We start from the raw sequence: 23,957 nt of genomic DNA, 5'->3' as shown, positions 1-23,957 counted from the left end.
GTCCTTTTACCGGTTGTTTGCCGCTGCTCGCTGGGCTGCTGAGAAACCATCCGCCTGAATCTGCTGGGAGCTGCGGCGGAAGCTGTCAGCGTCCGGGGTCTGGATGTTGTAGGTCGGGGCGAAGTTCAGGACCTGCGCGCCCTTCGCTGCGTCGCCCATTTCGACCGGAATCTTGCGTCCCTTGGAGAGCGGAATAACGGCTTCGTTGGGGTGGAGCACGGCAGGAATGCCGGACGTATTCGTGGTGCCCTGCGAGAAATGCGGAGCGTTGCGGAAAGCACTGACCGGGGCAGTGGTGAAGTTCGCCGGGGCGGTGGATACGCCGCCCACGTCAAATGCACCAAGTGCCATGCTCAGGACGCCCTGCCAGCCACCGATGCCGGACAGGAAACCGCCGCCGCCGCCAGCGGACGCAGCGCCTACCATGCTCGCGTGCTGCTGGCCTGCGGTGGTGATTGCGGTGCTGACCTGCGATGCGTGCTGCCCTCCTGCGGTAGTGGTCGCAAGGCGGACCTGCTGCCCGTGCTGGACGCCTGCAAGGCGCTGCGCATTGGCGGCGGTGCTGCCTCCTGCGGCAATAGCCTGCTGCTGCGTGACGCCCGCCTGCGAGCCTGCCTGCGTCATGGCTGCGCTGAGCTGCGCGGATACGGTCTGACCGGCCTGCAGCATAGCGGCGGAAATGGACTGCCCAGCCTGAACACCGCCCTGTGCGACGCTTGCCGCGTCACCCTGCGAACTGAACAGACCGCCCAGAACGCCGCCGAGTCCTTCGCCGTCCGCCCGTCCGAGGACGTTCGCCAGCTCCGCGACGGCCTTGTCTGCAACAATGTCGGCAACGGTGCCAAGAATGGCTTCGCCCAAAGCTTCAATGTCGAACGTGCCGGTCTTGATCATCTCGCTAATCGCATCGCGAACGTGACCAATTGCGCCCATTTCGATCTGCTGACCGGCTTCGATCCAGTTGGGGACAGAGTCGATCCATTCCTTCACCGGGTCCTTCGCGACCTTCTGCAACTCTTCGTTAAGCTTGGCCGCAGTGTCGATCTGACGGACCATGGCGAGCGTCTGGGCGTCTACTGCGCCGCCCATAGCAATCTGCGCTTCCGCCAATGCCTGCGCGGCTGCGGTGGTTTCAACGGTTCCGCTGGCGAGGTGCTTCATTGCCATGTTTTCGGCCTGCAGGCCGGTCAGGCGGTCCTGCAGTGAACTGTTCAGCTCTTCGAGTGCCTTCTGTTCTTCGGTCAGCTCAGCCTTGCGCGAGCCGCCACCACGCGCCTTACGGGCGGGGCGGTTCATTTCGCTGAGCTTCTTGCGGAGTGCTGCCTGTTCCTGTGCGGCTGCGTCCAGCTTGTTGATTGCTTCCCACTCTGCGGCGATCTGATCAAGATTCAGGGACTGCCCCCGCTCGCCTGCGGTGCTGATCATCGTTTCAAGCTGAACCCGGCGGTTCGCAGCCTGCGCGCTCAGTCCCTCACTGATCTGCAAGCCAAGCGCCTTGTTCTGCGCCTGAATGCTCGCGATCTGACCTTCTACGCTCTTGCCCATAACCGCCAAGGCGCGCGGCACGCTGTTCAGGTTCGCGAGCAAGCGCGCGGCCTCATCGGCGGCGGTACCAATCGTGTAGGTGAGATTAGCAGCGGACCCATTTGCGCGGTCGGTCGCATCGGTCACGCCATTCTGCGCAGCGAGAAGGCGCAGGGCGGCGTCTTCGGCCCGGACCAACTGAGTCAACACGCCCCGCGCTCCGCCTTCGGCCTTGTCCAGCCCACCCGTGGTGGATTCCACTGCAGCGCGCAGACGGGTAACTGCTTCGGCCTGCTGTTCGAAAGTGCGTGCGGATTCCACGTCGCGCATCATCTGCAGAAAGGTGCGCGCGCGGTCACTGGTGGTATCAAACGCGCGGCGCACTGCGTCAAGGTCGGTGGTGAAAATGTTGCCATCGCTGGTGAGCGAGCCACGGATTCCAGCGATCATGTCAGAATTGGCGGTTGCGGCCTCCAATCCTGCGACCTTGCGCAGGCGCTCCAAATGGGCGTCCAGTTCGGCGTTGACCTCCCCATATTCGCGACGGAGCTGCCGCAGGTTGTTTCCTGCCAGCGCGTCCGTGGCGCTGCGAAGGTCCGAAATCCGGCTGTTTGCGTCGCTCAGGGCGTCCGCGAAGGACTTGGTTTCTTCCCCGGCGGAAAAGAACCACTTGGCGATTGCAGCCCCCGCCGCGACCGCGCCAATCGTGATCAAGGAGAGAGGGTTAATCAGGCTGGTGAAGCCGCTCAGGAGGGTACGGAATACCCCACCGCCTGCGGCCTTGAGGCTGTTCATCTGAGCGGCGAGCTGGGACCCCTGCTGCAGGGCGATCATACCCACCGACTGGAAACCCATCTGTGACGTAATCAGGACGTCAGACAACTGGTGACCCACCATAATGCCCTGCTGCGTGGTCTGGGCGTTGCGCTGCATGGCAGCGGTGTGCTGGTCTACCGCCGCTGACGCGGCCCCCAGCGTCTGAGCGGCACGGGCGCGGGCCTGTTCCGCCAACTGGGCCGAAATAGCGCCTTCGCGCTCTGCAAATGAGATGGATTCAAGCTCGGATTCATACTGCTTCGAAGCGGCATACAGCGGATTGTACTTAGCGCGGAGGCGGTCCAGCCTCTCGCCATGTGCCGCTGCGGCGCGGCTGGCCTCTGCCATTTCGCGGGCAAGCTGGGCCTGCTCGCCCCGCGCGTTTTCGGCGGCAACGGTGGTCTGCAGAAGTGAGCTGCGGAGGTCATCAAACTGGGACTTGGCTGCGCGGACGTCCAGCGTTGACGTGGCATTGGTCAGGGACATGCGCATGCGCTGCAGTGCGGCTTCAAGCTGAGCGATACCGCGCGCGTCTCCAAGGTCCCCCATGCGCAGGGCAAGGCGCTGTGCCGCCTGTTCTGAGGTGCGGAGGGCGGAGGCGCTGGCGAGAGCGGTGCGCTGGATCGTGGCTGCAGCCTTGTCGCTGGCGCTGGTGAGCTTGTCCGTTTCGGATCGTGCCCGCGTCAGCGGCGTCACGTCGATTTCAGGCTTGATGCTGCGGAGCTTGGTGAACGCCCCCGTGGCGTCCTTGTCGAGGTCCCGGACCGCCGCCTTGACGGCCTTGATTGCGGACGTGAACTGCCGCGCTCCGGACTGGGCTGCGCCTGCGTCGATCTTGAGACGAAGCTCATGGGTCTCTGCCATTTTTCGATTACCTGCCTGTTTTGATTGCCTGTCTGCGAGTGGAAAAGTGGCGAGCCGGGACAGGAAACCGGCCCGCCAAAGTGATGCGCGATGTAGGAGAAGAGGACCGCGCGACCGCTGCGCTACAGCGGCCTGACTGTGCCACCAGTATACAGGAAGGCCTCGCGATCCCGAAACCTGAGCGCCGAAACGGGTCAAACTTGACCATATGGTCAAAAATGGTTCCGGCGGCGCGGCGCTATGAAACTATAATCCGGATTTGACCGAAAATTTTGGGGGGCCAATCGCGTTTCGCGATAGGGGTCTTGATCTTCGCCGTGGGTCCCCTCTGCAGTGTGAAATATTGCACCGGGCAAACGATAGAAGATGTGCAACAAAACGGCATATTTGGTGGCGACAGCAACTATAGTTGCTAAATTTGGTTGCATAGGTGCTGACAGCACCTGCGCCGCGTTTTGGGGTATGGGGATACCCCCTCAAGGGTCCCTATTTAAAACAATGACTTATGAGCATTTTAGGTCTTGCCCGCTAACGCGGGCTTTACCGTATGAATGGCGCGGCAGAGCTGCCAAAGTGCTGTTATGCCACCTGAGCCAATCTGACCTTCATTCGGGCCACAGAATTGGCGTGCCAGCGCCCGCCGCGTGCTGTCTTGATACCGCGCTTGTTCAGCTCTTCTGCCTGTGCGCGCAGAGTGGTGAAGCCCTTTTGTTCGAGGTCTGCCAGCACGTCCGAGAGGTCCTGTGCGCGCGTCAGCGCGGCGTCTCGCTGAGCCTCACAGGCGGCTGCATTGCCCTTCCCAGCGCGGCGCAGGGGTGCGGCCCCTTGGGGGTTTCCGAAGGTCTTTCCGCGCGCTTTCGCGGCCTGCATTGCGGCCTTGGTACGCTCGCTGATCATCTTGCTTTCCTGCTGTGCTAGAACAGCCATAATTCCGACCGTGAAGGGGGATGCGTCGGGCATGTCGCATGCGGTGAAATCAACGCCAGACTCCTGTAAATTAAGAAGAAAAGCGGCGTTTCGGCTGAGGCGGTCCAGCTTGGCAATCACCAGCTTGGCCCCTGTCACACGGGCATGTTTCAGAGCTTTCTGCAGTTCAGGGCGGGCGTTGTTCCTGCCGGATTCAACCTCCTTATACTCAGCCACCGTGACGGCTCCGCTGGACTTGGCATACGCCGCGATAGCGGCGCGCTGAGCTTCGAGGCCAAGGCCACTGCGCCCCTGTTTGTCGGTCGATACCCGGATATAGGTCACGATTTTCATGCTTTCCGCCTCCTGTCACAACACCCCCACGGGGGCTTAGGCTAGTTGTAACATCCAGACTGCATTATTCGCAAATCTTTTCAATTACTTATGTGGAAACAGTGCGTTTCCCGCTCGCAATACCTGTGTCTTTTAGTCGGTTAATAATGGGTCAGTATTGCTTGCATAATTTTGGGTGTTGTATGCGCCGGGGCGCGTGGCGGCTGAGGCGGGTTTTCTTGGTTGAGATGTAGTGAGGAAAACACTAATTTATCAACAGCCATTCTTTAACTCGCGGAGTGAACCATTGGATAAACTGACCAGTTTGCGGGCGGTCCTAACTCATTCACAAAGAGAATTTGGAACTGCAATGAATAAGGTTCTTTCTCCTGCTAGACCACTCCAATCAGAAGAGTTCTTGAAGGGTCGAGCTGATCAGCTTCATGGTATTGAACGCGCTCTGTTTGCACCGGGTCGTCATGTTCTTATTCACGGTTTGCGTGGTGTCGGAAAATCATCTCTGGCTCAAACGGCTGCATACAAAATTGCTGAAGGACGGGACCCGATTCTAGTAAGTTGCGATGCGGACAGTACATTCAAATCAATAATAAAAGATATTTTTGACGAAGCTCTGAGTCGCGATCCACGCATCGCTGAAAGCGCCAGAGAGGTTGCAAAAACTGGTTCCTTTGGCCGATGGGGGTTGAGCATTGGTTTAAGTGCAAAAGAAGCGGTCAAGGAAAAAGAGGTTAGCGAACCACTTTCTGTCAACGATGCGGTTCGATTGATCCACTTTTTGCAAGAGCAGTTTGGTGGGAAACCCGTATTCGTTATAGATGAATTTGATCTAATCACGTCAACTGACGTGCAAGTCGATTTTGCCAATTTGGTAAAGCAAGTCTCTGACAAACGTGTTGATGTGTGTTTTATTTTCTGTGGAATCGCTGAAAGTGCAGAAGCTTTGATGTCAGCGCATGGGAGCGCTGATCGGTATTTTCACGCAGTCGACCTTGGCAAACTACCTTGGGAGGCGAGGTTTGAAATTGTGGAAAACGCGGCGGAGGTATTGGGTATTACGATTGATAGGTCGACGGTTATTCGAATATCAATGATTTCTGATGGCTTCCCCTATTACGTTCACTTCATATCTGAAAAGCTATTTTGGAATGTTTACGAGGCAGAAAACGGAGGCATAGTGACCTCTGATTTGTTTCAAAAATCCATGGAAGATGCTGCGAGTAGCATGGATATGAAGCTTAAAGGACCTTATGAGCGCGCGACACAGAAATACAACGATACATACAGCGCAATTTTGTTTGCGGTCGCTGACGGTCATGAGATGAGGAAAAGGTCCACTGATATCTTTGATCTCTATCTGAAAATTATGAAAGAAATGGATAAATTGCCTGCTACAAGAAATCAGTTTAACACACGAATGAATAGGCTGAAGAAGGATGCACATGGCAACATCCTCACCGGCACTAGAGCTGGCTGGTATGAGTTTACCGAAAAAATGATAAGGGGCTATGTCAGATTAAAAGCTGAGCAGGCGGGAGTCGAATTAGCTCCAGATCATCCGGACGCCGAGCGTCCCGTGACCGTGCCTGTCACCTAACAAGCGTGCTTTTGCGTACCTAAAATTATGATGGCGCACTTTCCTAGACCGTTATCTAGGTCCAGCAACGCCAACGTGAAGGGCGGAGTCAGCCGCCCCTAACCGCTGTCAGACGTTTTCAAGACATGACACCGCCGAAGGGTATCTGTGCGACGCCTGCAACGGTGTTAGCAAGTGGGACATTCAGGCGTAGAGAACGGTGCCCGGTCGGCTTGTCGCAGGGTGCCGGAGGTCCCGGAGGTGTGGTTTTCATACCTCCGCAAATTTGACCCCTTATTTTGTTGGCTTTGCGGAGGTCCCGGAGGTCCCGGAGGTATATCTTAAGGAATAGATGGAGAGAATTATTTTTATTTCGGGTAAGGCAGGGCGAAGCGGGCGAATATAGAAAAATATGTGTTCTGTGGGGCGGGAGGATCGAGAATACCCCCGGCACCTCCGGCACCTCCGCAAAAAGCTCGTAAGACCCTGGAATGTAATGATAAAATCTGCGGGAGAACCTCCGCACACCTCCGCAAGCACCTCCGCACACCTCCGCAAGCACCTCCGCACACCTCCGCACACCTCCGCGCACCTCCGCGCACCTCCGCACACCTCCGCAAAAAGCAAAAGGGCGGCTAACGCCGCCCTACCAAATCACCAAGTCACTTCCCGTCCGAAACCGGAGCCGGAGCCTTCGTCATCTTGAAAATCACCCCCTTGTTCTTTGAGTCGTAAAGTTCTTCAAAGTGCATGATGTATTCGCGACCGTCGCCAGACCGCCCCCGGTGCGGCTTGCGAGCCAGCTTCGAAAAGCCGGGGCGAACACGTCCGCCGGTCTTGTAGCAGCCATCATGGTCGCTGTAGCCCCAACTCTTGATCTGGATCGGGTCCGGCTTGTCGTCGCCCGGTTCAATCTTCGCCCGCTCTTCTCCGTTGAGAATGTCCACAAGGTTCACGGTCTTTTCACCATTAAACTTTGCGGTTCCGCCGGGGCGGAGCAAGGTGTTGTCCGGGAAGTCTGCCAGAACGTCCATGAGGTGGGAGACGTTCTCCTGCGCGGCGTCAGCCGCCAGCGCGCGCGCCTCCTTCTGTCCTTCAAGGAAGCCGGACATTCCTGCGGCTTCGAGTACGCCCCCCGTAACCGCCGCCCAGTTTTCAAATGAAGCCATGTGATGTTCGCTGCGCCGCATACCCTGAGCCACCCAGTTCTGGATAATGGTCAAGCATGCGTGCACCAACCGCGCCCGGTTTTCATCGACCCACTCATCGACATGAGCATGCAAGAACCCGGTGCGCATTTCCGGATCGTCCAGATGTGAGTCCAGCGTGATGAAGATTGAACGGCGCAACAGCTCCTTGGAAAGGGTGACATTGTTTGCCGTGAAGATGACTACCGACCGAACATCGACTTCGATGGTCTGCGACTTGCCAAGGATACGCGCCTGATAGGTCCGGGCGGTCTGCATAGAAGCAAGTTCGCCGCTGTCCACCGAATGGTTGATGTTGTCAAAGACAATGTGGGTCGGATCGTTCTGCAGGAGCGACGTAAGAGTCTTCGGCACCTCTTCCTTGTTCGACGGCAAAGTCGACTCAGGCGCGGGCACACCGCTGGCGATGGTGGTCAGAAGCTTCACCAAAAGCGAGGCCCCCGTTCCCGCCGCAGGCTTGGACAGAATCCAACCCGGCGTCGGCCCGTCGATCATTTCCCGCATGAAGGGCAAAAGCGTCAGCCCCATGGCATGGGTCACAGCGGGGACAGGTCCTCCTTCAAGCGACTCCATGATTTCGCTGCGGGTGAGGCCCCCGAGGGGGAAGTCAGCCAGTACGTTTTCGACAATGAAACGCTTAGCAGCCTGAACCTCTTCAGCAGTTGGATGCGGGCTAACGCCCGCCAGGTCCAACTTACTGTCCAAATACATCTCCGACCGGGCATGATACCCGTTTTCGGTAACCAGCGTCCCATCCGCCGCGAAAAACGGCGTGTCCACGGCTCCGCGAAGAGGCAGACAGAATTCGGACAGGTCGGACGAAAACAGGTCATCCACCACATCGAACGGCGGGAAGGTGTGGCGATACCCCTCGCCGTGCTTCTCCATAAACTTCGTGACCTTGCCCAGCGTGTGGCGCTTGCCGGGGCGGTCCAGCGACTTGATGCGCCCCCGGCGAACGATGGTCGCATCTTCCATATACTCGAACAGGAAGGGGTCCATTTCGTTTGCGGCGCGGATCGCTTCCTTGGCGTACTTGGTCAATTCCGGCGCGTCTTCGGAGAGCAAGATTCCCCCGGTAGGTGCGTCCTCAGCACGTTCACGCCGCCGCTGCGCGTCATCCAGCTCCTTCCAGAACTTCTTGACGTCCCGCTTGCCGAGGTTCGTGTTCTTCGAAATGATGGCCGTGATGTTCGCCTGCGTGGTCATGTCCACACCTTCACGGAACAGCCGCTTGATGAACTTCCGGATGTCGTCGTCAGTGGATTCATTCGTGAACCCTTCGGCACGCTGTTCAGGCGTCTTGGTTTCGTCGCCAAGGTCGCCGGGAAGAGGTGCAAAAGGATCATCTTCGCCGTCCTCCACCTCCAAAAGGAAGCCCTGAGAGACGTCCCACAGGGCGGACTCTTCAAACCAGCCCTGCCGCAGCATCTCTTCGAGGAATTCGAGCTTGTGACGGCCCTGACAGGCGTCGTGGTGGCAGAAAATGGTCCAGTATTCGCTCTGACTGTCGAGACAGTTGATCGCCATCGTGGCGGTGCCGCCCTCGGTGGTATGTTCCGATTCAAACGGGCACTCGATGTGAACGTGCCCCTGTGCCTCGCCACCTGCGACCCTGATCTTGTCTGCACAGAGAGTTTCCAGAAGCTCAGCGATCATGAAACGGTTCTTGCCGCCCGCGCTGTGCCATTCGTTCAGGGACGCCCCGGAAGGAGTCTTGTACTCGCGGCGTGCCCCTTCGGTTTCTGCACCAGCCTGCGTGAACGGGTTGTCATCGCGGTTCGAGGTATACGCCGCCTTCTTCATCGGCTGGATGCTGTCGAAAACAAGCGGCTCGCCCATAACAATGGCGGCGTACCAGTTGTCAGACCCCTTCGGGTGTCGGGCAGTGTAGAACAAGCGACTCGCGTCCGTGCAGGATACATCGAAGTGCACACCCAGCACGTTCCGGGCAAGCCCGGTGATCTTGTCTTCCCAAAGGTCCAGCGCCGCCTGATGCGTTTCCGCAAGGTCGATCAGCTTGACGGGTTCGGCCAAGGGGAAGAGAAGCCGGAACTTGTCGAGCGGCGGGGTGTCGAGAACGATCTTCACCCCCTCGGTGCTCTGGTGCTTCTGCTCCTTGATCGAACATTCGGCAATGAATGTCTCCTCGTACCGGTGCTTGTCATGTTCGCGCAGGTAGTCGCGCACCTCTTCAAGGGTCGGGTCGCGGGTAATCTGCAACTTGCGCAACACGTCATCGCGCTTCAGTTCAAGGCCAGTCTTGCCGTGGTTGAAAGAAGTATAGGCAAAGCACAGCAGGTCCAGTTCTTCGATCTTGGTCAGCGTATCGTCCAGCGATGCCCCGGAGTCGATGTCGAGGCCCATGGCAAACATGGTGTCCATGGCCTTCGCCTTGCGGGCACCCCCAACCGATGACCCCAGAACGATGGATGCCCCCGCCTTGTCCTTCCCGACAGGGTGACGGGAGAAGCCCCACGCCGGAGTGTTCTTGTCTCCCGGCTGTCCGCCGATCCAAGCACCCCACGGCATGGTGGTGGTCTTCCATTCGGTGTCCTGCGTGTTGCGGCGGTCGCGCTGGCCCCACATTTCACCGATCAGGAACGAAGCGTTCCGGGCGAGGAAATCCGCAAGGCCGTCCGGCTCGGTGCCGAGGATTTCGGCATCGTTCAGGAACTCGGGTTCCTTCGAGCACCCCTTCGGAGTGTCTTCGGAGCCTGCTGCGTTCAGATTCCGGGGTCCAGCATCTTCGGCTGCGCTGCCTTCGGCAATGCTAATGCCGGGATTCCGGCGGGCAACAGCCGCGCGCCAATGCTGCATGTAATCATAGCGGTCATCGTCCAGCGCCCACTGGTTGATAAGTTCCTGAGCTTCCGGGCACGGTTCCTTGAGGTCGTCAATTTCGGCCTGCCGCGAGACCATGTCATCGAAAACCTCTTCCAGCTCATAGTTGTCAGGATCATAGAACTGGTTGTCCAAGTCGCCCCATACCGGGTCGAACTTAGGGTTATCAGCAGTGTTATTCATTTCTTCTCCTTGCAGTCAGTTACTTAGGTTGCATGGTGGCCTCCTTTCGATTGGTCTAGGTTCGGGCAGGGCCGCTCAGTCGTGCGGCTCTCCCAGCAGACACAGCAGTTCCATCGCCATTTCCGCGATCTTGCTCCGCTGTTCTGCCGTCAATTCCCGCTCTGCTTCTTCTTTGATCTGGTCTGCCAAAACGATGATTTCTGCCATTTCTGGTGCTCCTTCTGATGTGCTATGATGACAGAGCTGCACCCTGCTGCCACAGCGAGTCAACGATTTTTATCGTTTTATATCAGAAGTATAGCTTGAAGCTGAATTTCCGGAATGCGGTTTTGAGCTTCAAGCTCAAGTGTCACTTTAAGTGACCGCACCGCGCGGGGTGCTGAACCGAATCAAGCTGCCTGCCGCTCGCTGAAGAACCCCACCACTGCCCGCAGATGATCCCACTTGAGCTGCAACCCGATTCGCGCCTCATCGCCAGCCGGTGACCGGGGGCCGGTCCACCATCCAGACCGGCGCGGGCGAGGGTCAGGCTCAAAGCCTGCGCCGCGCATCGCCGCGTCGAAATCTTCGCCAAGGAGTGCGCGGAGCTGCTTCACGTCCGCAGCGGTGAGGTAGTAGCCGCCGACTCCGTGGGTGTGGTTATCGTGGCAGAACATGTGCGCCCGCAGCATGCGTTCAGATTCCCCCGCGACCGTATGCGGCGGGTTGATCAATTCAAACTGTGCCATGTTTTTCCTATCATGTTGGTCAGCCCCCGGCGGGAAGGAGAAGAACCCGCCGGGGGCTGGGACGGCAGGCCGGGGAGCATACCCGCCGTATTCGGTTAAAATCCTTCGCGGGCCAGCGTGGCGGCGATAGCCCGTTCAATTGCGACGGTACTGGCTCGGAAGGAAGTACGTGGGCACGCCGCCCGCGCTGCCTTCCAGAGCTGGCACCGCCGCCGGTAGCGGGCCATGGCTACGTTCAAGCGGTCATGCTGCATCGCGCTGCCCCTCCGCCCATGCGGCAATTTCCGCCCGGATGCGGGCATCTTCCTCTTCGAACTGTTCCGGCGTCCAGTTTGCCCGGACACTCTGCGCCCGCTGCCAGCGCTCCTGCCGCGCGCGCTTGCGCTTCGCCGCATTGCGGCGTTCCTTGGGACGAAGGTGAATGAAGTCGCCGGACGCGTGATAGCCGGTTGATCCCCAGCCCGCGCCGCTTTCGTTCAATACGCCGTCTTCTACAAAATCAGCGGCCACGGCGATGCCCCTCATCCGCGCGGTCGGAAATGGCGCGCACCTTGTTGCGCTGCCGTTCGGCAGGGGACAGAGCCGCGCCGCTGTCCGGCGTGCTCAGACGGCGCTCAAGGGTCCGGTAGGCCTGTTCGGCCAGGCGGTGGCGCGGGAACAGGATGCACTGCCAAGTCCGCTCACCTTCGCGCCGGAAGAGCGTGTGCCAGCTACCCCGCTGCGCCCGCACGGCGGTTTCAATTTCGGCAAGGGTAACCATTACAGCAGCCCCCACTTGCGAGCGGTAGCGATGCGGGTTGCGGGCGGCATTTCGGAGATAGCCGCAAGCTTCTGTTCCTCCGTCATTTCCTCCACGGGAGTCGGGTTGGGAACGGAGGTGACTCCCATCTCGCGGGCGCGGGTCAGCTTGTTCAGATGCGACCGCTCAATCTCGCGGGCATCTGCAAAATTCTCGGGATCGGAGCTGACCTTGAGCGGCGACATACGGTCGATCTCTGCAACCGCGCGGGCCTGCGCTCCGGGATCGCCCGAAGCAATCGCCGCCTTTTCCTGCGCCTCGCGAATGGCGGGGAGAGCGGCGAGTTCGTCGTCATAGTCGCCCAGTTCGCCAGCCCCCAGCGCAATAATGCGCGCTTCGCGGATGCGCAGGACATCGTCAGCGTCCAGATCGACGCCAAACTGTTCCTTGGCATGCTTGACCACCTGTACGGTGATCTCGCCCCAGCGCTGCGCAAGCGTCGGGCTGCTGGCAATGATGTTGTTAAAGTTGGTGTGGTCCGTCATGCGGCCTCCAAGATATTGTTGGTGTAGAGCGTGAGCGCGTTCTCATTGCACGCCACTGCAAATGCAGGCGCGAGGGCGTCGATTGCAGGGGCGGCAACACCGGCAAAAATCCAGCGCAGGACATCCGGGTTCAGGAGAAAGAGGGCCTTCAGCGGATCGAGGTTGCGAACAATCGACGGGGTACACAGGCGCGAGTTCGCCACTGCCACCACAAACGCGGCCTGAGCGCGGTGGGCGCGGTCGAGCATTGCCCCGGAAAGCCAATCCGCGAAGTCCTGTGCCAGCGGCATTGCGGCGGACTCGATGTAAAGGTGATCGTCGAGAACGCGGGCGGCGTTCGCCAGCATTTCTACAGCCCCGGCGTCGATCTCCTTGGCCTTCAAGGTCTGGACGGCGGCGGCGAGGTGGAAATAACGCCGCCCGCGCTCGCGGGACGGCATCAGGTAGGGTGCGTCCGTAAGCCGCCGTCCTGCGGTGGTCGGGCAGACGCCGGTCGCGGCGCAATAGTTATCAATCGTGATGTGCACGGGCTACTCTTCCTCGTTTTTCGGGGGATTTTATCGGCTCGTATTTTTCACTTGCATATATACAGCAAATATTGCAGCGAGTCGAATCGCTACGGTTCATGGTGATTCGAAAAAGCCTCAAAGGGCGCTGACGCGCCGAATGCAAAAAGGCCCGCCGACGGGCAGGCCTTTGCGTCGCTGCTTAAGTGGGCGGCGGTCAGTCCAACGGTTTCAGCTTGTTCAGGCTGTCCGCCAGAACTGCGATGCTGAACCCGTGCCCATAGGCATCTTCTGTCCGGTCAATCTTGTAATCGTCGGCGTCACTGTCGCGACCTGCTAGCGCGCGGCGAATTTCCGGGCCTATACCGGAGTTGCGTGCTAGGTCCGTCCATGCGTGGCGAAAACTGTGATACCCGACCTTGTGCCCTTCAATGTTCAGGCCGTTCAAGAGCCGTTTGAAGCGTGATCCGTAGAAGGTGCCAAATCGCCCTTGTCCGTCATGCGTGATTTCGCTCAGTTCCCCGCCCCAGCGTTCCGACTGCATGAATAACATGTTCCCGCCCGCCTGACGGCGGCGCTCGACAAAATCACCAAAGCCCCTCTTGATAAGACCAAGGTGCACCGGGATTGTTCGGAAGGTGTTCACGTTCTTGACCTTTTGTAAGTCGCCCTCATCGGTCACAGAGACGCACAGCAAACCTTCGGCGGCGGTCAGGTCACTGACCTGCAATTGCGCCACCTCTTCCATGCGCAGCCCGTGGAAAGCGCCAAACAAGGGTGCCCAATAATCAATCGTGCTTGGGTCCTTATCCTCGCTTGCCCGCGCCACGATCCGCTTCACCTCTGCGGGGCTAAACACATGGCGGCGCGTCTGGCGAGATAAGCTCACCTTCTGCTTCAATGCTGTAGGTGTGTATCCCGTCCACGGGTCGGGATGCTCGCGGTATCCTTCTCCCACCGCATAGGCCATCAAAGATTTCAGTAAGGTAAGATTTTGGTCACGGGTCCGCACTGACGCGCGGGGAAGGCTCTCCCGCTCCGCCGCTTTTACGGCATCCCGGAACGCCAGCGGGCGAATGTCCTTCCGCGACGAAACCGGCAGTTTCAGGAATTCCGCACCGAAATCGGAGAGGTGCTTTCTGGTCAGATCGGACAACGGCACAGCGCCATGGTATTCGATGAATCTGCGCACCGCGTATTCGTACTGCCCACGGGTCTTATTCTTGACCTTCGATGTGTGGACGTACCCCTTGGCCTCGCAGAACTTGTCAAGAAGGCCGCGCAAACCCGCGACGGCGTCAGCCCTTGGCTCGATGACATTGGCGGCGGTCAGGGCGTCGCGAAAGGCCTTGCCCTTCTTTTCATGCAGGCTGATGCGCGCGGCGTCCTGAACTTCCTCAAGCTCACGTTCATCGGGGTCATATTCTTCCCCCATGTCGTCCTTGAGCGCATAGTCAGCCCCCAGCCCCGCTTTCTGAAATGCTGCGCGGGTTTCATGCTCCCGCATGGCGGCACCCGCCTCCCATACTCCACCCGCCTTTTTGATTATCTGCCTCTGATCTAGCGGCAGCTCCGACACGGAAAGCGCCATGTCACTTTCCAGCTTTTGTTGCTCCTTGGGCGTCAGGTCGCCGAAGATTTTTGCCCTTGCCGACACCGAGTCCAGCCTTGCCGCCAGTTCATCTAATTCGGCGAGCATCGCTCGCGCCAACTGCTTCGCCTTATCGGGGTCCTTGGTGCCCATCGTTCCGCGCTTGAACTCGGGCAAACCGTACGCATCCACGAGTCGTTTAGGAACGCGCTTGTTGTAATGCCACGTCTTCCCAATGAGCTTAGCGCCTTCGATCTTCTCCACTGGTTAAACCCCTTTAGTGCCAACTTTGTACAAAGTCTGTGCAAAAAATCCCGAACCCCAGACCTCCGAAAAGGCCTGATTTACAAGGATTTCTTATATTTCAGGGGGATGCCATAGGCAATATAATGGTGCGGTCGAGAAGACTCGAACTTCCACGGGAGTTACCCCACAGCGACCTCAACGCTGCGCGTCTACCAATTCCGCCACGACCGCACTGTCTGTGACTTGGTGAAGGGGCGTATAGAACACGCGTTCCGGGATGTGAAGAGGGAAAACGAAAATTTCTCGTGTTTTCTGTGGTGCTTGAAAAAACGCCCCGACCAAACCGGCCGAGGCGCTTCTAAGACTTTGATGGGAAGTCTAAATTCAGTTCCCGTCACCGAAGGTCGGCAACGACGAGGCCCCGCTTGATGCCTGTACCGGTTTGGGCAGCGTCGGCTGGGTCAAGCCTTCGGACGCGGCCTTTACCAACGCGACACGCTCTGGTTGGCCCGGCGCAAATACGGGATCGGACCCGGCCTCCAGCGCGGACACCGCAGTGCCGTACCAGGCCTGGGCGCGGCCATGGTCCACCGCTGCCCCAAATCCCAAGGCCATATGGTGACCAATCAGCTCCGCGTAGGGTTGCTGTCCAAGCCCGACAAGCAGCAGCCCCGCCCCAAGCGCCACATCCATGTTGTCGCGACGATACCCGGAGAAGAGGCAGATCTCGGCGGTGTTCTGCAACTGCTCGACCGACATATTGGACTGCAGGATGAACTTCTGCACGTTGGCCACCACGGAGGCGCTATCCTTGCTGCCCAACTGCGCCACATGAGGTTGCAACACCGGACCAAACTGGTCGCATTGCGCATCGACCTGCGACGAGGTCACGCCCTGAAGCCCGGCGACCAGTGTTTCGCCACGATTGATCGCGTAGGACCGGGCCAGACAGAACTGCTCTCCCAGCGCCAGCTCGGGGTCGGTGATATTGGACACCGTCATATAGCCGCCGTTGGAACTGGTCAGCAGGCTCACCTTGCTGCAATGGCTGGTGAGCGATGCAGCCTGCGGTGCGGGCGCGTCAAAGAGCGTGAGGCCACCAAGCCCCCCCTGCGCGCCGCCGGACGCCAGAACGGTGCCATTGCCTTGCGGCGCTGGTGCCGGCGCTGGTGCCACCGCCTGTGGCGCAACACTCGCCACAACCGTGGGCGCTTCGACGCGGTCACATTCGCCGCGCGTACAGGTGAAATCCGCCGTGGTGATGCCGCTGGCGGTGAAATCATTGCGCTCGTAGCCCTGCGGCGTCGAGGCAAACACCATCACCGTGCAGGAGGCACCGCCGTTGCTGCACCAGTAGGGAATACCCGCAGCAGCCGTATCGATGAGATAGTCGTTGCGCCCATCCCGGTTCAGATCCGCAAGCTGCATGAAGCCGCTGCGCTGCAACAGCTGCTCACCCGTGGGGTCACCCGCGGCAGCGATTTCATCCACCGTCTTCGACACCTCGATCGGCAGGCCTGCGTAGCCATAGCCACCGGCGGAGCCCCCCGCCGGGGCGCCATGCCAGGTTTTCAGCACTGCGCGAATGCCCTGCGGGCTCTGCATTGCCTTGGCGACCTGTGGGCCGCCGACCAGGGCGCGGTTGTAGGATGTCACCAGGAAATCCCGCTCATATTGAGTCAGGTTGCCGGTCTGCGGAAAGCCCATGTGCATCTGGTACTGCCTCGCCGCTTCGCGCGAGCGGCGCCCGAAGACACCATCCGGGGTGCCCGCGGGAAACCCGAAATAGTTCAGCGCCGTTTGGGTTTCCCGATTGTGGGCCCGTGTGGCGCTGCTGGATGTGGACCGCACCACCGTGCGCCTTTTGTTCTTGTTGACCTCATTGACGATCACGCCCCCGAGCAGGCCGCCAACCAGGGCCGCGCCGAGGTTATCCGCCGCCACAGGGGCCGCCGCTGTTGTGGTCAAAAGAGACGCCGCCGTTAAAGCTCGAATGAATTTTGTAGACATGGAATAATACCTCGCACTCACCCCACAGGGAACCTATGTGAGAACCAGAATACCACAGACCCCTCTCATTGCGAGTCGGGTCTTCCGGCAAGACGAAGAAAAGATGAATGAGGAGCAGGCGCGATGGTGGAGTGGAAGACCTCTGAGGGGTTGGTCTCTTACGAGGAGGCCACAGCCTTCATGGAGGCGCGCGCCGAGGCGATCGCCCGGGGCGAGGCCGAGGAATGCATCTGGCTGCTGGAGCATCCGCCGCTTTATACCGCCGGCACCTCGGCCCGGGTCGATGACCTGACCGATCCCGACCGTTTTCCGGTCTACACCACCAAGCGCGGCGGCCAGTATACCTATCACGGGCCGGGCCAGCGGGTGATCTATGTGATGCTGAACGTGGCCGAACGCGGCAAGGACGTGCGCTGCTTTGTACGGCAACTGGAGCGCTGGGTCATTCTGGCGCTGGAGGAATTCAACGTCACCGGCCATATCCGCGACGGGCGCGTCGGCGTCTGGGTTGAACGGCCGGAAAAGCCACTCACCCCGACCGGAGACGTCACCGAAGACAAGATTGCGGCGATCGGCATCCGCCTGCGCAAATGGGTGAGCTTCCATGGCATCTCGATCAATGTAGAGCCGGACCTGGAGCATTTCACCGGTATCGTGCCCTGCGGCATTACCGAGCACGGCGTCACCAGCCTCGTTGATCTTGGCCTGCCGGTGACGATGGCGGATGTGGACGTGGCGCTGAAGCGCACGTTCGAGATCGCCTTTGCCGGCGATGCTGCGCCGACCTGCCCCAGCTGACACGGCCCTGCACCTTGGGTTAGCGCTCCGGGCTGAGCGCGCGTGGATGCGCCCACCAGCGCCGCCACGCGACAATCCCGGCAAATACAAGCGCCGCCAGCATCAGGCCAGCCCATGGGGCGTCGGGAAAGAACGTGTTGGAGAACCGACGCCCGGGCAGGAAGATCAGCACCATTGGCACCCCAAGCGCATAGGTGGCAAGCCCGCGCAGGGTTGCCTGATGCCGATGCCGGTCACCGCGCCGGATGGCTCTGATCGCCACCCACAGCCCCCACAGGGTCAGGAAAGACAGGGCATGCAACGGGCTCACCGGCCCCATGAGCCCGCTGCCCGATAGCCCGAACGCAGACAGGGCGGTCACCGTCATGGCCGACACCCAGATATAGCCCAGCCCCTTGTGCAGCGCATCGCGGCGTCTGCGCCACAGCACCGCAGGGGTCACGCACACCGCTGTCAGCGCGGCGCAGATATGGATCGAGAGGACGGGCGCGGCGTCCGGGAGCAACGGAAAGCTTGCCAAAACGAAAACCTTTGCTGTTTCACCATCGGATACACTCCGATAGGCTTTGTGACTGGAAACCTGCCGGGACAGGCCCTGCCCTGCCTGCCAAACACCCCGCCCAGCGGGCCATGCCTCCTTCGTAAACGGAGCCAAAACTTCGTGACTATCACCTCTTGGCAACTCGCGAAGCGTGAACTGCATGCCGTTCTGACCAGCCGGAACATCTGGGTCGGTGCGACGGCGGCGGGTCTGGTGCTGGGATTTGCGGCTCCCTTTGGCACCGATGCCTATCTCGGGCTTTTTGCACGGCTGCTCTACTGGACCGCCGTCGTCCAGATCACGCTGCTGACCGGGACTTTGATTGCAACCTTGCTCAATCCGGCATCGGATCAGCCGCCGCGTCGGCGGTGGGGAGGTGTCACTGCAACGGGGGTGCTGATTGGCGGCTGCGTCAGCGTCGAGGTGCTGATGCTGAACTGGCTGGTCTTCGGCCAATCCCCTTTGGCGCCCGCCTATGCGCTGTCGCTTGCGCTGAACGCGGTCGCGATCTCTGTCATTGTGAACCTGTCGGCATCCTGGTTTGGGAATCGCCCCTCCGCCGACACCGCAGACAGGACGCAGACCACCGCAGATGTCATCGCGCCGCCCCTGCTGTCGCGCTTGCCACTCGACAAAAGGGGCAAGCTGATCTCCCTGTCTGTGCAGGACCACTATGTCGAAGTGACCACCACGTCGGGCCGCGATGTCCTGCTGCTGCGCCTGTCGGACGCCATCAGAGAAGCGGGCGACGGGTTTCAGATCCACCGTTCGCATTGGGTGGCCTCTGATGCGATCACCCGCGTGGTGCGCGCAGGTTCCGCCGCGAGGCTGACCACGACCGACGGGCGGGAGCTGCCGGTCTCGCGCACCTATGTGCCGGAGTTACGGCAACGCGGACTGCTTCCGTAACGCGTTCTTGTCAGCCCCAGCCTGACCGGCTCGCATACCTCGGACGGCTTGCTGCTCCAGCCGATCCGATTGGTCCCTGCCCCCGGACGAGACAGGGATCACAGCGCGGCGCGGATCTTTTCGGCATGCTGCGCGATGGCGTCCATGTCCCCCATCTGACCGGCGGGCCGCAAGGGCACCCCCTCATGGCGCGGCAGCACGTGGAAATGCAGATGGAACACCTCCTGCCCTCCGGCCGCTTCGTTGAACTGCTGAATGGTCACCCCATCCGCGTCAAAGGCGGCCTTGCTGGCCTGCGCCAGCTTCTGCACCGTGCGCATCACCGCCTCCAACTGGGCAGGCGTCGCATCCAGCAGATTGCGGCAGGGTGTTTTGGGGATCACCAGCAGATGCCCGTCGGCACGCGGCATGATATCCATGAAGGCGAGCGTGTCGTCATCTTCGTAGACCCGCGTCGAGGGAATCTCGCCACGCAGGATCTTGGCAAAGATATTGTCGGAATCATAAGCGCTCATCAGTTTCGGTCTCCCCTGTCTCGAACCGTGACCCGAGGTTTTGCAGCCCGCCCGGTTCAGGTCAAGCCGGCACGACCTGCTGCCGCCAGTGACCGGTTTGCCGCATTGCACCGGTGCGCCAGCCGTAAGCGGGGCAAAAAACACAAGGGGGCGCGACAATTAATCTTGATCCAGATCAAACTCGGCCATTGAAGGGCACGAAAGGCCGCTCTAAAACCGAGACGAGACCAGGACCGCCGGGAATCCCCCGTGCGGTCTCTGTGGAGTATAAACAGGAGGCACCCAAATGGCAGACGCAGCCATTCAAGGTCACGGCCACGAGGACGAGCGGAGCTTTTTCACCCGCTGGTTCATGAGCACGAACCACAAGGATATCGGTATCCTTTACCTGATCGTTTCGGCGCTCACCGGCTTCATTTCCGTTGCATTCACCGTCTACATGCGGCTGGAGCTCATGGATCCCGGTGTTCAGTACATGTGTCTGGAAGGTTTTGCCTCCGACCCCTGTACCCCGAACGGTCACCTCTGGAACGTGCTGATTACGGGCCACGGCATCCTGATGATGTTCTTCGTCGTCATCCCGGCCCTGTTCGGCGGTTTCGGCAACTACTTCATGCCGTTGCAGATCGGCGCGCCGGACATGGCGTTCCCGCGGATGAACAACCTTTCGTTCTGGATGTATGTCGCCGGTACCGCGCTGGCGGTGTGCTCGGTCTTTGCTCCGGGTGGCAACAACCAGCTTGGCTCCGGTGTGGGCTGGGTGCTGTATCCGCCGCTTTCGGTCAAGGAAGGCGGCTTCTCGATGGATCTGGCGATCTTCGCCGTGCACGTCTCCGGTGCCTCCTCGATCCTCGGCGCGATCAACATGATCACCACCTTCCTGAACATGCGTGCCCCCGGCATGACCCTGTTCAAGGTGCCGCTGTTCTCTTGGTCGATCTTCGTCACCTCCTGGCTGATCCTGCTGTCCCTGCCGGTTCTGGCGGGCGCGATCACCATGCTGTTGATGGACCGCAACTTCGGCTTCACCTTCTTTGACCCCGCCGGCGGTGGTGACCCGATCCTTTATCAGCACATCCTGTGGTTCTTCGGCCACCCGGAAGTGTACATCGTGATCCTGCCGGGCTTTGGCATCATCTCTCACGTGATCGCCACCTTCTCGCGCAAGCCCGTCTTCGGCTACCTGCCGATGGTCTGGGCGATCATCGCGATCGGCGTTCTGGGCTTCATCGTCTGGGCGCACCACATGTACACCGTCGGCATGAGCCTCAACCAGCAGGCCTACTTCATGATCGCCACAATGGTGATCGCGGTGCCCACCGGGGTGAAGGTGTTCTCCTGGATCGCGACCATGTGGGGCGGCTCCATCGAGTTCAAGGCACCGATGGTATTTGCCTTCGGCTTCCTGTTCCTGTTCACCGTCGGTGGTGTGACCGGTGTGGTGCTGTCGCAGGCTGCGGTCGACCGCGCCTATCACGACACCTATTACGTGGTGGCACACTTCCACTACGTGATGAGCCTTGGTGCGGTCTTTGCGATCTTCTCGGGGATCTACTTCTACTTCGGCAAGATGACCGGCCGTCAGTATTCCGAGCTGGGCGCGCAGATCCACTTCTGGATGTTCTTCATCGGCGCAAACCTGACGTTCTTCCCGCAGCACTTCCTGGGCCGTCAGGGCATGCCGCGTCGCTACATCGACTATCCGGAAGGCTTTGCATACTGGAACAAGATCTCGTCCTACGGCGCGTTCCTGTCCTTTGCTTCCTTCATCTTCTTCTTCGGTGTGGTGATCTATTCGCTGCTGCGTGGGGCGCGTGTGACCCAGAACAACTACTGGAACGAATACGCCGACACGCTGGAGTGGACCCTGCCCTCTCCGCCGCCGGAGCACACCTTTGAAATCCTGCCCAAGCAGGAAGACTGGGACAAAGGCCACAGCCACTAAGGCGCGCCTGACCTGAAACAAGACGCCCCGGAGCCACAGGCTTCGGGGCGTTTTCTTTTGGCGTGCCGCCTCCCCTGCCTCCACACACCGAAATGTGCTGGCCGCGCCCTCGACAGCTCGTGCGGACGCGATAAAATACACCTCATGCCCTATGACTGGACACGCCCTCCCAGCGATGTGGATGGAGAGCTGCACCTGTGGCCGCATCAATCGCTCAAACCCGAAGGCTATGTACGCTTTCTGGGGGTGACAGCTGCGTTGATCACGGTGCCGTTGCTGCCACTGATGGGCACGCCGCTGTTCTGGGGGCTGATCCCGTTTCTGACGCTGGCAGTATTCGGGATGAAATACGCCCTCGATCAGAACCGTCGCAATGCGCAGGTGCTCGAAGTGCTGCGCCTCGGCCCCGAAAACGCGGAACTGATCCGCTCCGACGGGCGCGGCGCGGCACAGAGCTGGTGTTGCAACCGGCACTGGACACAGGTCGCCCTGCATCCGGATCGCGGCCCCGTCCCCAATTACGTGACCCTGCGCGGCGCGGGGCGCGAGGTGGAAATCGGCGCATTCCTGTCCGAGGACGAGCGCAAAGCGCTCTATGATGACTTGCGCGTCGCCATTCGTCAGACCTCTGCCACCGCGCCAGCTCCCGACTGAGGCGACCAAAAAGCCCCGGCTCGATGCTCGAACCGGGGCGTCTGTATCCTTATCGTCAGTTCACACCGCAGGTGCCGCGGTCAGCACCCGCCAGCGGAGCAGAGCTGATCCTTGACCATGGGGCCGACTTTGCCGAAATCCATCTGGCCGGTGTATTTCGACTTGAGCGCGCCCATGACCTTGCCCATGTCGCGAATCGATTCGGCGCCGGTTTCATCCACCGCAGCCTTCACCGCGTTGGACACCTCATCCTCAGACAGCTGCTTGGGCAGGAACTCTTCGATGATGGCGATCTCACCCATCTCGCGCTCCGCGAGGTCGAGCCGCCCGCCCTCCTCATAAGCGCGCACGCTTTCCTTGCGCTGCTTGGTCATCTTGCCAAGGATTGCAAGAATTTCCTCGTCGCCGATGCCGCCCTCTTCACCGTCTCCGCGTGCCGCGATTTCGCGGTCCTTGATGGCGGCGTTGATCAGGCGCAGCGTACAGAGGCGGTCCGTCGCCTTGTCCTTCATTGCCTGCTTGAGGGCCTCGTTGACCCGGGTTCGCGTATCCATGTGCTCTCTTCGTCCATGTGGAACAAGAAGGCGCAGTATTAATCAAACTGCGGGGTGGTTTCAAGATCCCCGGCCGCGCGTGCCGCCGCGTCCGACCTTGTCAAGCCGGGACACCGTTCAGCGCTTGACCCGACGCGGTCCCGGTCTTATTGATGCGCGAATTTTGCCCGCATGGAGAGTCGAGTCATGGTCGATACCGTTTCGCCGAAGCCAACCGCCTGCCTGGCCCTTGCTGATGGCACCGTGTTCTACGGGCACGGGTTTGGCGCCACCGGACGATGCGTGGCCGAGCTGTGCTTCAACACCGCGATGACCGGCTATCAGGAGATCATGACCGATCCCTCCTATGCGGGCCAGGTCGTCACCTTCACCTTCCCCCACATCGGCAACACCGGCGTCACCCCGGAGGATGACGAGACCGCCGACCCCGTCGCCGCTGGCATGGTGGTGAAATGGGACCCGACGCTGGCGTCGAACTGGCGCGCCACCGAAGAGCTGAAGTCATGGCTCACCCGCACCGGCCGTATCGCTGTCGGCGGCATCGACACCCGCCGCCTGACCCGCGCCATCCGCCAGCAAGGCGCACCGCATGTGGCGATGGAGCATAACCCGGACGGGAATTTTGACCTCGAAGCGCTGGTCGCCGCTGCGCGTGCATGGCCCGGCCTTGAGGGCATGGACCTCGCCAAGGACGTGACCTGCGCGCAATCCTACCGCTGGGACGAGATGCGGTGGGCCTGGCCCGATGGCTACAGCCGTCAGGAGGACCCCAAGCACAAGGTGGTCGCCATCGACTATGGCGCCAAACGCAACATCCTGCGCTGCCTTGCCTCTGCCGGATGTGACGTTACCGTGCTGCCCGCCACGGCGACCTCCGAGGAGGTGCTGGCGCATAACCCGGATGGTGTGTTCCTTTCCAACGGCCCCGGCGACCCGGCAGCAACCGGTGAATATGCGGTGCCGATGATCAAGGACATCCTTGATAAGACCGACCTCCCGGTCTTTGGGATCTGCCTTGGCCACCAGATGCTTGCACTGGCGTTGGGGGCAAAGACCACCAAGATGAACCACGGTCACCACGGCGCCAACCACCCGGTCAAGGAACACGGCACCGGCAAGGTCGAGATCACCTCGATGAACCACGGCTTTGCGGTCGATGCACAAACCCTGCCCGAGGGTGTGGAAGAGACGCATGTCTCGTTGTTTGATGGCTCCAACTGCGGCATCCGCATGAAGGATCGCCCGGTGTATTCAGTGCAGCACCACCCCGAAGCCAGCCCCGGTCCGCAGGACAGCTTCTACCTGTTTGAGCGTTTTGCAGACGCCATGAGCGCGCGCAAAGCCTGAACAGCCCGGACAATCCCTCGGCTGAAATCGGGGAACCCTGAACTGATCCTTACCCCC

At 60.2% G+C, this 23,957-nt stretch carries 20 protein-coding genes and 1 tRNA gene; 6 read left to right on the top strand and 15 right to left on the bottom strand.

Features of this window, described 5'->3' with window-relative positions; genetic code table 11:
* Nucleotides 1-6: 6 nt before the first annotated feature.
* Both ACXAF5_RS05480 and ACXAF5_RS05475 read right to left on the bottom strand, forming a co-directional pair.
* Nucleotides 7-3,204: a phage tail tape measure C-terminal domain-containing protein gene (locus ACXAF5_RS05480; RefSeq protein WP_474945827.1), complete on the bottom strand. Its 3,198-nt coding sequence runs from the start codon at nucleotides 3,202-3,204 to the stop codon at nucleotides 7-9.
* A gap of 579 nt (nucleotides 3,205-3,783) precedes the next feature.
* Entirely contained in the window at nucleotides 3,784-4,464 is a 681-nt protein-coding gene (locus ACXAF5_RS05475) for a recombinase family protein (RefSeq protein ID WP_474945826.1), read from the bottom strand.
* Between the two features lie 286 nt (nucleotides 4,465-4,750).
* On the opposite strand from ACXAF5_RS05475, the gene ACXAF5_RS05470 reads away from it, so the two are divergent.
* Complete coding sequence (locus ACXAF5_RS05470; protein ID WP_474945825.1) at nucleotides 4,751-6,058, top strand: ATP-binding protein; 1,308 nt, start codon at nucleotides 4,751-4,753, stop codon at nucleotides 6,056-6,058.
* Nucleotides 6,059-6,699: 641 nt separating this feature from the next.
* Here the strand turns inward: ACXAF5_RS05470 and ACXAF5_RS05465 are convergent.
* The 10 genes from ACXAF5_RS05465 to ACXAF5_RS05420 all read right to left on the bottom strand — a co-directional run bounded on the left by ACXAF5_RS05465 (nucleotide 6,700) and on the right by ACXAF5_RS05420 (nucleotide 16,637).
* Entirely contained in the window at nucleotides 6,700-10,272 is a 3,573-nt protein-coding gene (locus ACXAF5_RS05465) for a hypothetical protein (protein ID WP_474945824.1), read from the bottom strand.
* A gap of 75 nt (nucleotides 10,273-10,347) precedes the next feature.
* Nucleotides 10,348-10,479, bottom strand: coding sequence for a hypothetical protein (locus ACXAF5_RS05460; RefSeq protein ID WP_474945823.1), 132 nt, complete (start codon nucleotides 10,477-10,479; stop codon nucleotides 10,348-10,350).
* A 182-nt stretch (nucleotides 10,480-10,661) separates the two neighbouring features.
* Entirely contained in the window at nucleotides 10,662-11,000 is a 339-nt protein-coding gene (locus ACXAF5_RS05455; RefSeq protein ID WP_474945822.1) for a hypothetical protein, read from the bottom strand.
* A gap of 243 nt (nucleotides 11,001-11,243) precedes the next feature.
* Nucleotides 11,244-11,510 (bottom strand): hypothetical protein, encoded by a 267-nt coding sequence (locus ACXAF5_RS05450; RefSeq protein ID WP_474945821.1) that lies wholly within the window; start codon nucleotides 11,508-11,510, stop codon nucleotides 11,244-11,246.
* Nucleotides 11,500-11,760, bottom strand: coding sequence for a hypothetical protein (locus ACXAF5_RS05445; RefSeq protein WP_474945820.1), 261 nt, complete (start codon nucleotides 11,758-11,760; stop codon nucleotides 11,500-11,502). The genes ACXAF5_RS05450 and ACXAF5_RS05445 overlap by 11 nt, the downstream gene beginning before the upstream one ends.
* Nucleotides 11,760-12,284 (bottom strand): hypothetical protein, encoded by a 525-nt coding sequence (locus tag ACXAF5_RS05440; RefSeq protein WP_474945819.1) that lies wholly within the window; start codon nucleotides 12,282-12,284, stop codon nucleotides 11,760-11,762. The genes ACXAF5_RS05445 and ACXAF5_RS05440 overlap by 1 nt, the downstream gene beginning before the upstream one ends.
* Nucleotides 12,281-12,811 carry a hypothetical protein gene (locus ACXAF5_RS05435; protein WP_474945818.1) on the bottom strand — a complete coding sequence of 177 codons (531 nt, stop codon included), beginning with the start codon at nucleotides 12,809-12,811 and terminating at the stop codon, nucleotides 12,281-12,283. The genes ACXAF5_RS05440 and ACXAF5_RS05435 overlap by 4 nt, the downstream gene beginning before the upstream one ends.
* A 196-nt stretch (nucleotides 12,812-13,007) precedes the next feature.
* Nucleotides 13,008-14,645 (bottom strand): DUF6538 domain-containing protein, encoded by a 1,638-nt coding sequence (locus ACXAF5_RS05430; protein ID WP_474945817.1) that lies wholly within the window; start codon nucleotides 14,643-14,645, stop codon nucleotides 13,008-13,010.
* Nucleotides 14,646-14,771: 126 nt separating this feature from the next.
* Nucleotides 14,772-14,858 (bottom strand) — tRNA-Leu (locus ACXAF5_RS05425).
* 153 nt (nucleotides 14,859-15,011) lie between these two features.
* A complete protein-coding gene (locus tag ACXAF5_RS05420; protein ID WP_474945816.1) occupies nucleotides 15,012-16,637 on the bottom strand; it encodes a peptidoglycan-binding domain-containing protein in 1,626 nt (541 codons plus the stop codon).
* A gap of 123 nt (nucleotides 16,638-16,760) precedes the next feature.
* Between ACXAF5_RS05420 and lipB the strand changes: the two genes are divergently transcribed.
* Nucleotides 16,761-17,435 (top strand): lipoyl(octanoyl) transferase LipB, encoded by a 675-nt coding sequence (lipB, locus tag ACXAF5_RS05415; RefSeq protein WP_474945815.1) that lies wholly within the window; start codon nucleotides 16,761-16,763, stop codon nucleotides 17,433-17,435.
* A 19-nt stretch (nucleotides 17,436-17,454) separates the two neighbouring features.
* Here the strand turns inward: lipB and ACXAF5_RS05410 are convergent, their stop codons facing one another.
* Nucleotides 17,455-17,955 (bottom strand): DUF2306 domain-containing protein, encoded by a 501-nt coding sequence (locus ACXAF5_RS05410; protein ID WP_474945814.1) that lies wholly within the window; start codon nucleotides 17,953-17,955, stop codon nucleotides 17,455-17,457.
* A 141-nt stretch (nucleotides 17,956-18,096) separates the two neighbouring features.
* Here ACXAF5_RS05410 and ACXAF5_RS05405 point away from each other — a divergent pair, with 141 nt between their 5' ends.
* Complete coding sequence (locus tag ACXAF5_RS05405; protein WP_474945813.1) at nucleotides 18,097-18,885, top strand: LytTR family DNA-binding domain-containing protein; 789 nt, start codon at nucleotides 18,097-18,099, stop codon at nucleotides 18,883-18,885.
* Nucleotides 18,886-18,983: 98 nt separating this feature from the next.
* Here ACXAF5_RS05405 and ACXAF5_RS05400 read toward each other — a convergent pair whose 3' ends face one another.
* Nucleotides 18,984-19,400 (bottom strand): HIT family protein, encoded by a 417-nt coding sequence (locus ACXAF5_RS05400; RefSeq protein ID WP_239363348.1) that lies wholly within the window; start codon nucleotides 19,398-19,400, stop codon nucleotides 18,984-18,986.
* Between the two features lie 286 nt (nucleotides 19,401-19,686).
* Here ACXAF5_RS05400 and ACXAF5_RS05395 point away from each other — a divergent pair, with 286 nt between their 5' ends.
* On the top strand, nucleotides 19,687-21,345 hold the full coding sequence (locus ACXAF5_RS05395; RefSeq protein WP_239324706.1) for a cytochrome c oxidase subunit I: 1,659 nt from the start codon (nucleotides 19,687-19,689) through the stop codon (nucleotides 21,343-21,345).
* 144 nt (nucleotides 21,346-21,489) lie between these two features.
* Nucleotides 21,490-21,999 (top strand): DUF2244 domain-containing protein, encoded by a 510-nt coding sequence (locus tag ACXAF5_RS05390; protein ID WP_474945812.1) that lies wholly within the window; start codon nucleotides 21,490-21,492, stop codon nucleotides 21,997-21,999.
* 80 nt (nucleotides 22,000-22,079) lie between these two features.
* Here ACXAF5_RS05390 and ACXAF5_RS05385 read toward each other — a convergent pair whose 3' ends face one another.
* Nucleotides 22,080-22,553: a GatB/YqeY domain-containing protein gene (locus ACXAF5_RS05385; RefSeq protein WP_474945811.1), complete on the bottom strand. Its 474-nt coding sequence runs from the start codon at nucleotides 22,551-22,553 to the stop codon at nucleotides 22,080-22,082.
* 186 nt (nucleotides 22,554-22,739) lie between these two features.
* On the opposite strand from ACXAF5_RS05385, the gene carA reads away from it, so the two are divergent.
* Entirely contained in the window at nucleotides 22,740-23,900 is a 1,161-nt protein-coding gene (gene carA, locus ACXAF5_RS05380) for a glutamine-hydrolyzing carbamoyl-phosphate synthase small subunit (RefSeq protein ID WP_474945810.1), read from the top strand.
* Nucleotides 23,901-23,957: the final 57 nt, after the last annotated feature.

This window comes from Epibacterium sp. ABV4_022 (assembly GCF_056159345.1).
Note: the sequence above shows the minus strand (reverse complement) of the source record. Positions and strands in the feature narration are given on the sequence as shown.

Excerpts from the sequence above, each read along its gene's own strand:
- ACXAF5_RS05455 (WP_474945822.1), bottom strand. The coding sequence starts at position 11,000 with ATGGCACAGTTTGAATTGATCAACCCGCCGCATACGGTCGCGGGGGAA.
- ACXAF5_RS05420 (WP_474945816.1), bottom strand. The coding sequence starts at position 16,637 with ATGTCTACAAAATTCATTCGAGCTTTAACGGCGGCGTCTCTTTTGACC.
- lipB (WP_474945815.1), top strand. The coding sequence starts at position 16,761 with ATGGTGGAGTGGAAGACCTCTGAGGGGTTGGTCTCTTACGAGGAGGCC.
- ACXAF5_RS05465 (WP_474945824.1), bottom strand. The coding sequence starts at position 10,272 with ATGAATAACACTGCTGATAACCCTAAGTTCGACCCGGTATGGGGCGAC.
- carA (WP_474945810.1), top strand. The coding sequence starts at position 22,740 with ATGGTCGATACCGTTTCGCCGAAGCCAACCGCCTGCCTGGCCCTTGCT.
- ACXAF5_RS05390 (WP_474945812.1), top strand. The coding sequence starts at position 21,490 with ATGCCCTATGACTGGACACGCCCTCCCAGCGATGTGGATGGAGAGCTG.
- ACXAF5_RS05440 (WP_474945819.1), bottom strand. The coding sequence starts at position 12,284 with ATGACGGACCACACCAACTTTAACAACATCATTGCCAGCAGCCCGACG.
- ACXAF5_RS05445 (WP_474945820.1), bottom strand. The coding sequence starts at position 11,760 with ATGGTTACCCTTGCCGAAATTGAAACCGCCGTGCGGGCGCAGCGGGGT.
- ACXAF5_RS05395 (WP_239324706.1), top strand. The coding sequence starts at position 19,687 with ATGGCAGACGCAGCCATTCAAGGTCACGGCCACGAGGACGAGCGGAGC.
- ACXAF5_RS05475 (WP_474945826.1), bottom strand. The coding sequence starts at position 4,464 with ATGAAAATCGTGACCTATATCCGGGTATCGACCGACAAACAGGGGCGC.
- ACXAF5_RS05460 (WP_474945823.1), bottom strand. The coding sequence starts at position 10,479 with ATGGCAGAAATCATCGTTTTGGCAGACCAGATCAAAGAAGAAGCAGAG.
- ACXAF5_RS05480 (WP_474945827.1), bottom strand. The coding sequence starts at position 3,204 with ATGGCAGAGACCCATGAGCTTCGTCTCAAGATCGACGCAGGCGCAGCC.
- ACXAF5_RS05385 (WP_474945811.1), bottom strand. The coding sequence starts at position 22,553 with ATGGATACGCGAACCCGGGTCAACGAGGCCCTCAAGCAGGCAATGAAG.
- ACXAF5_RS05400 (WP_239363348.1), bottom strand. The coding sequence starts at position 19,400 with ATGAGCGCTTATGATTCCGACAATATCTTTGCCAAGATCCTGCGTGGC.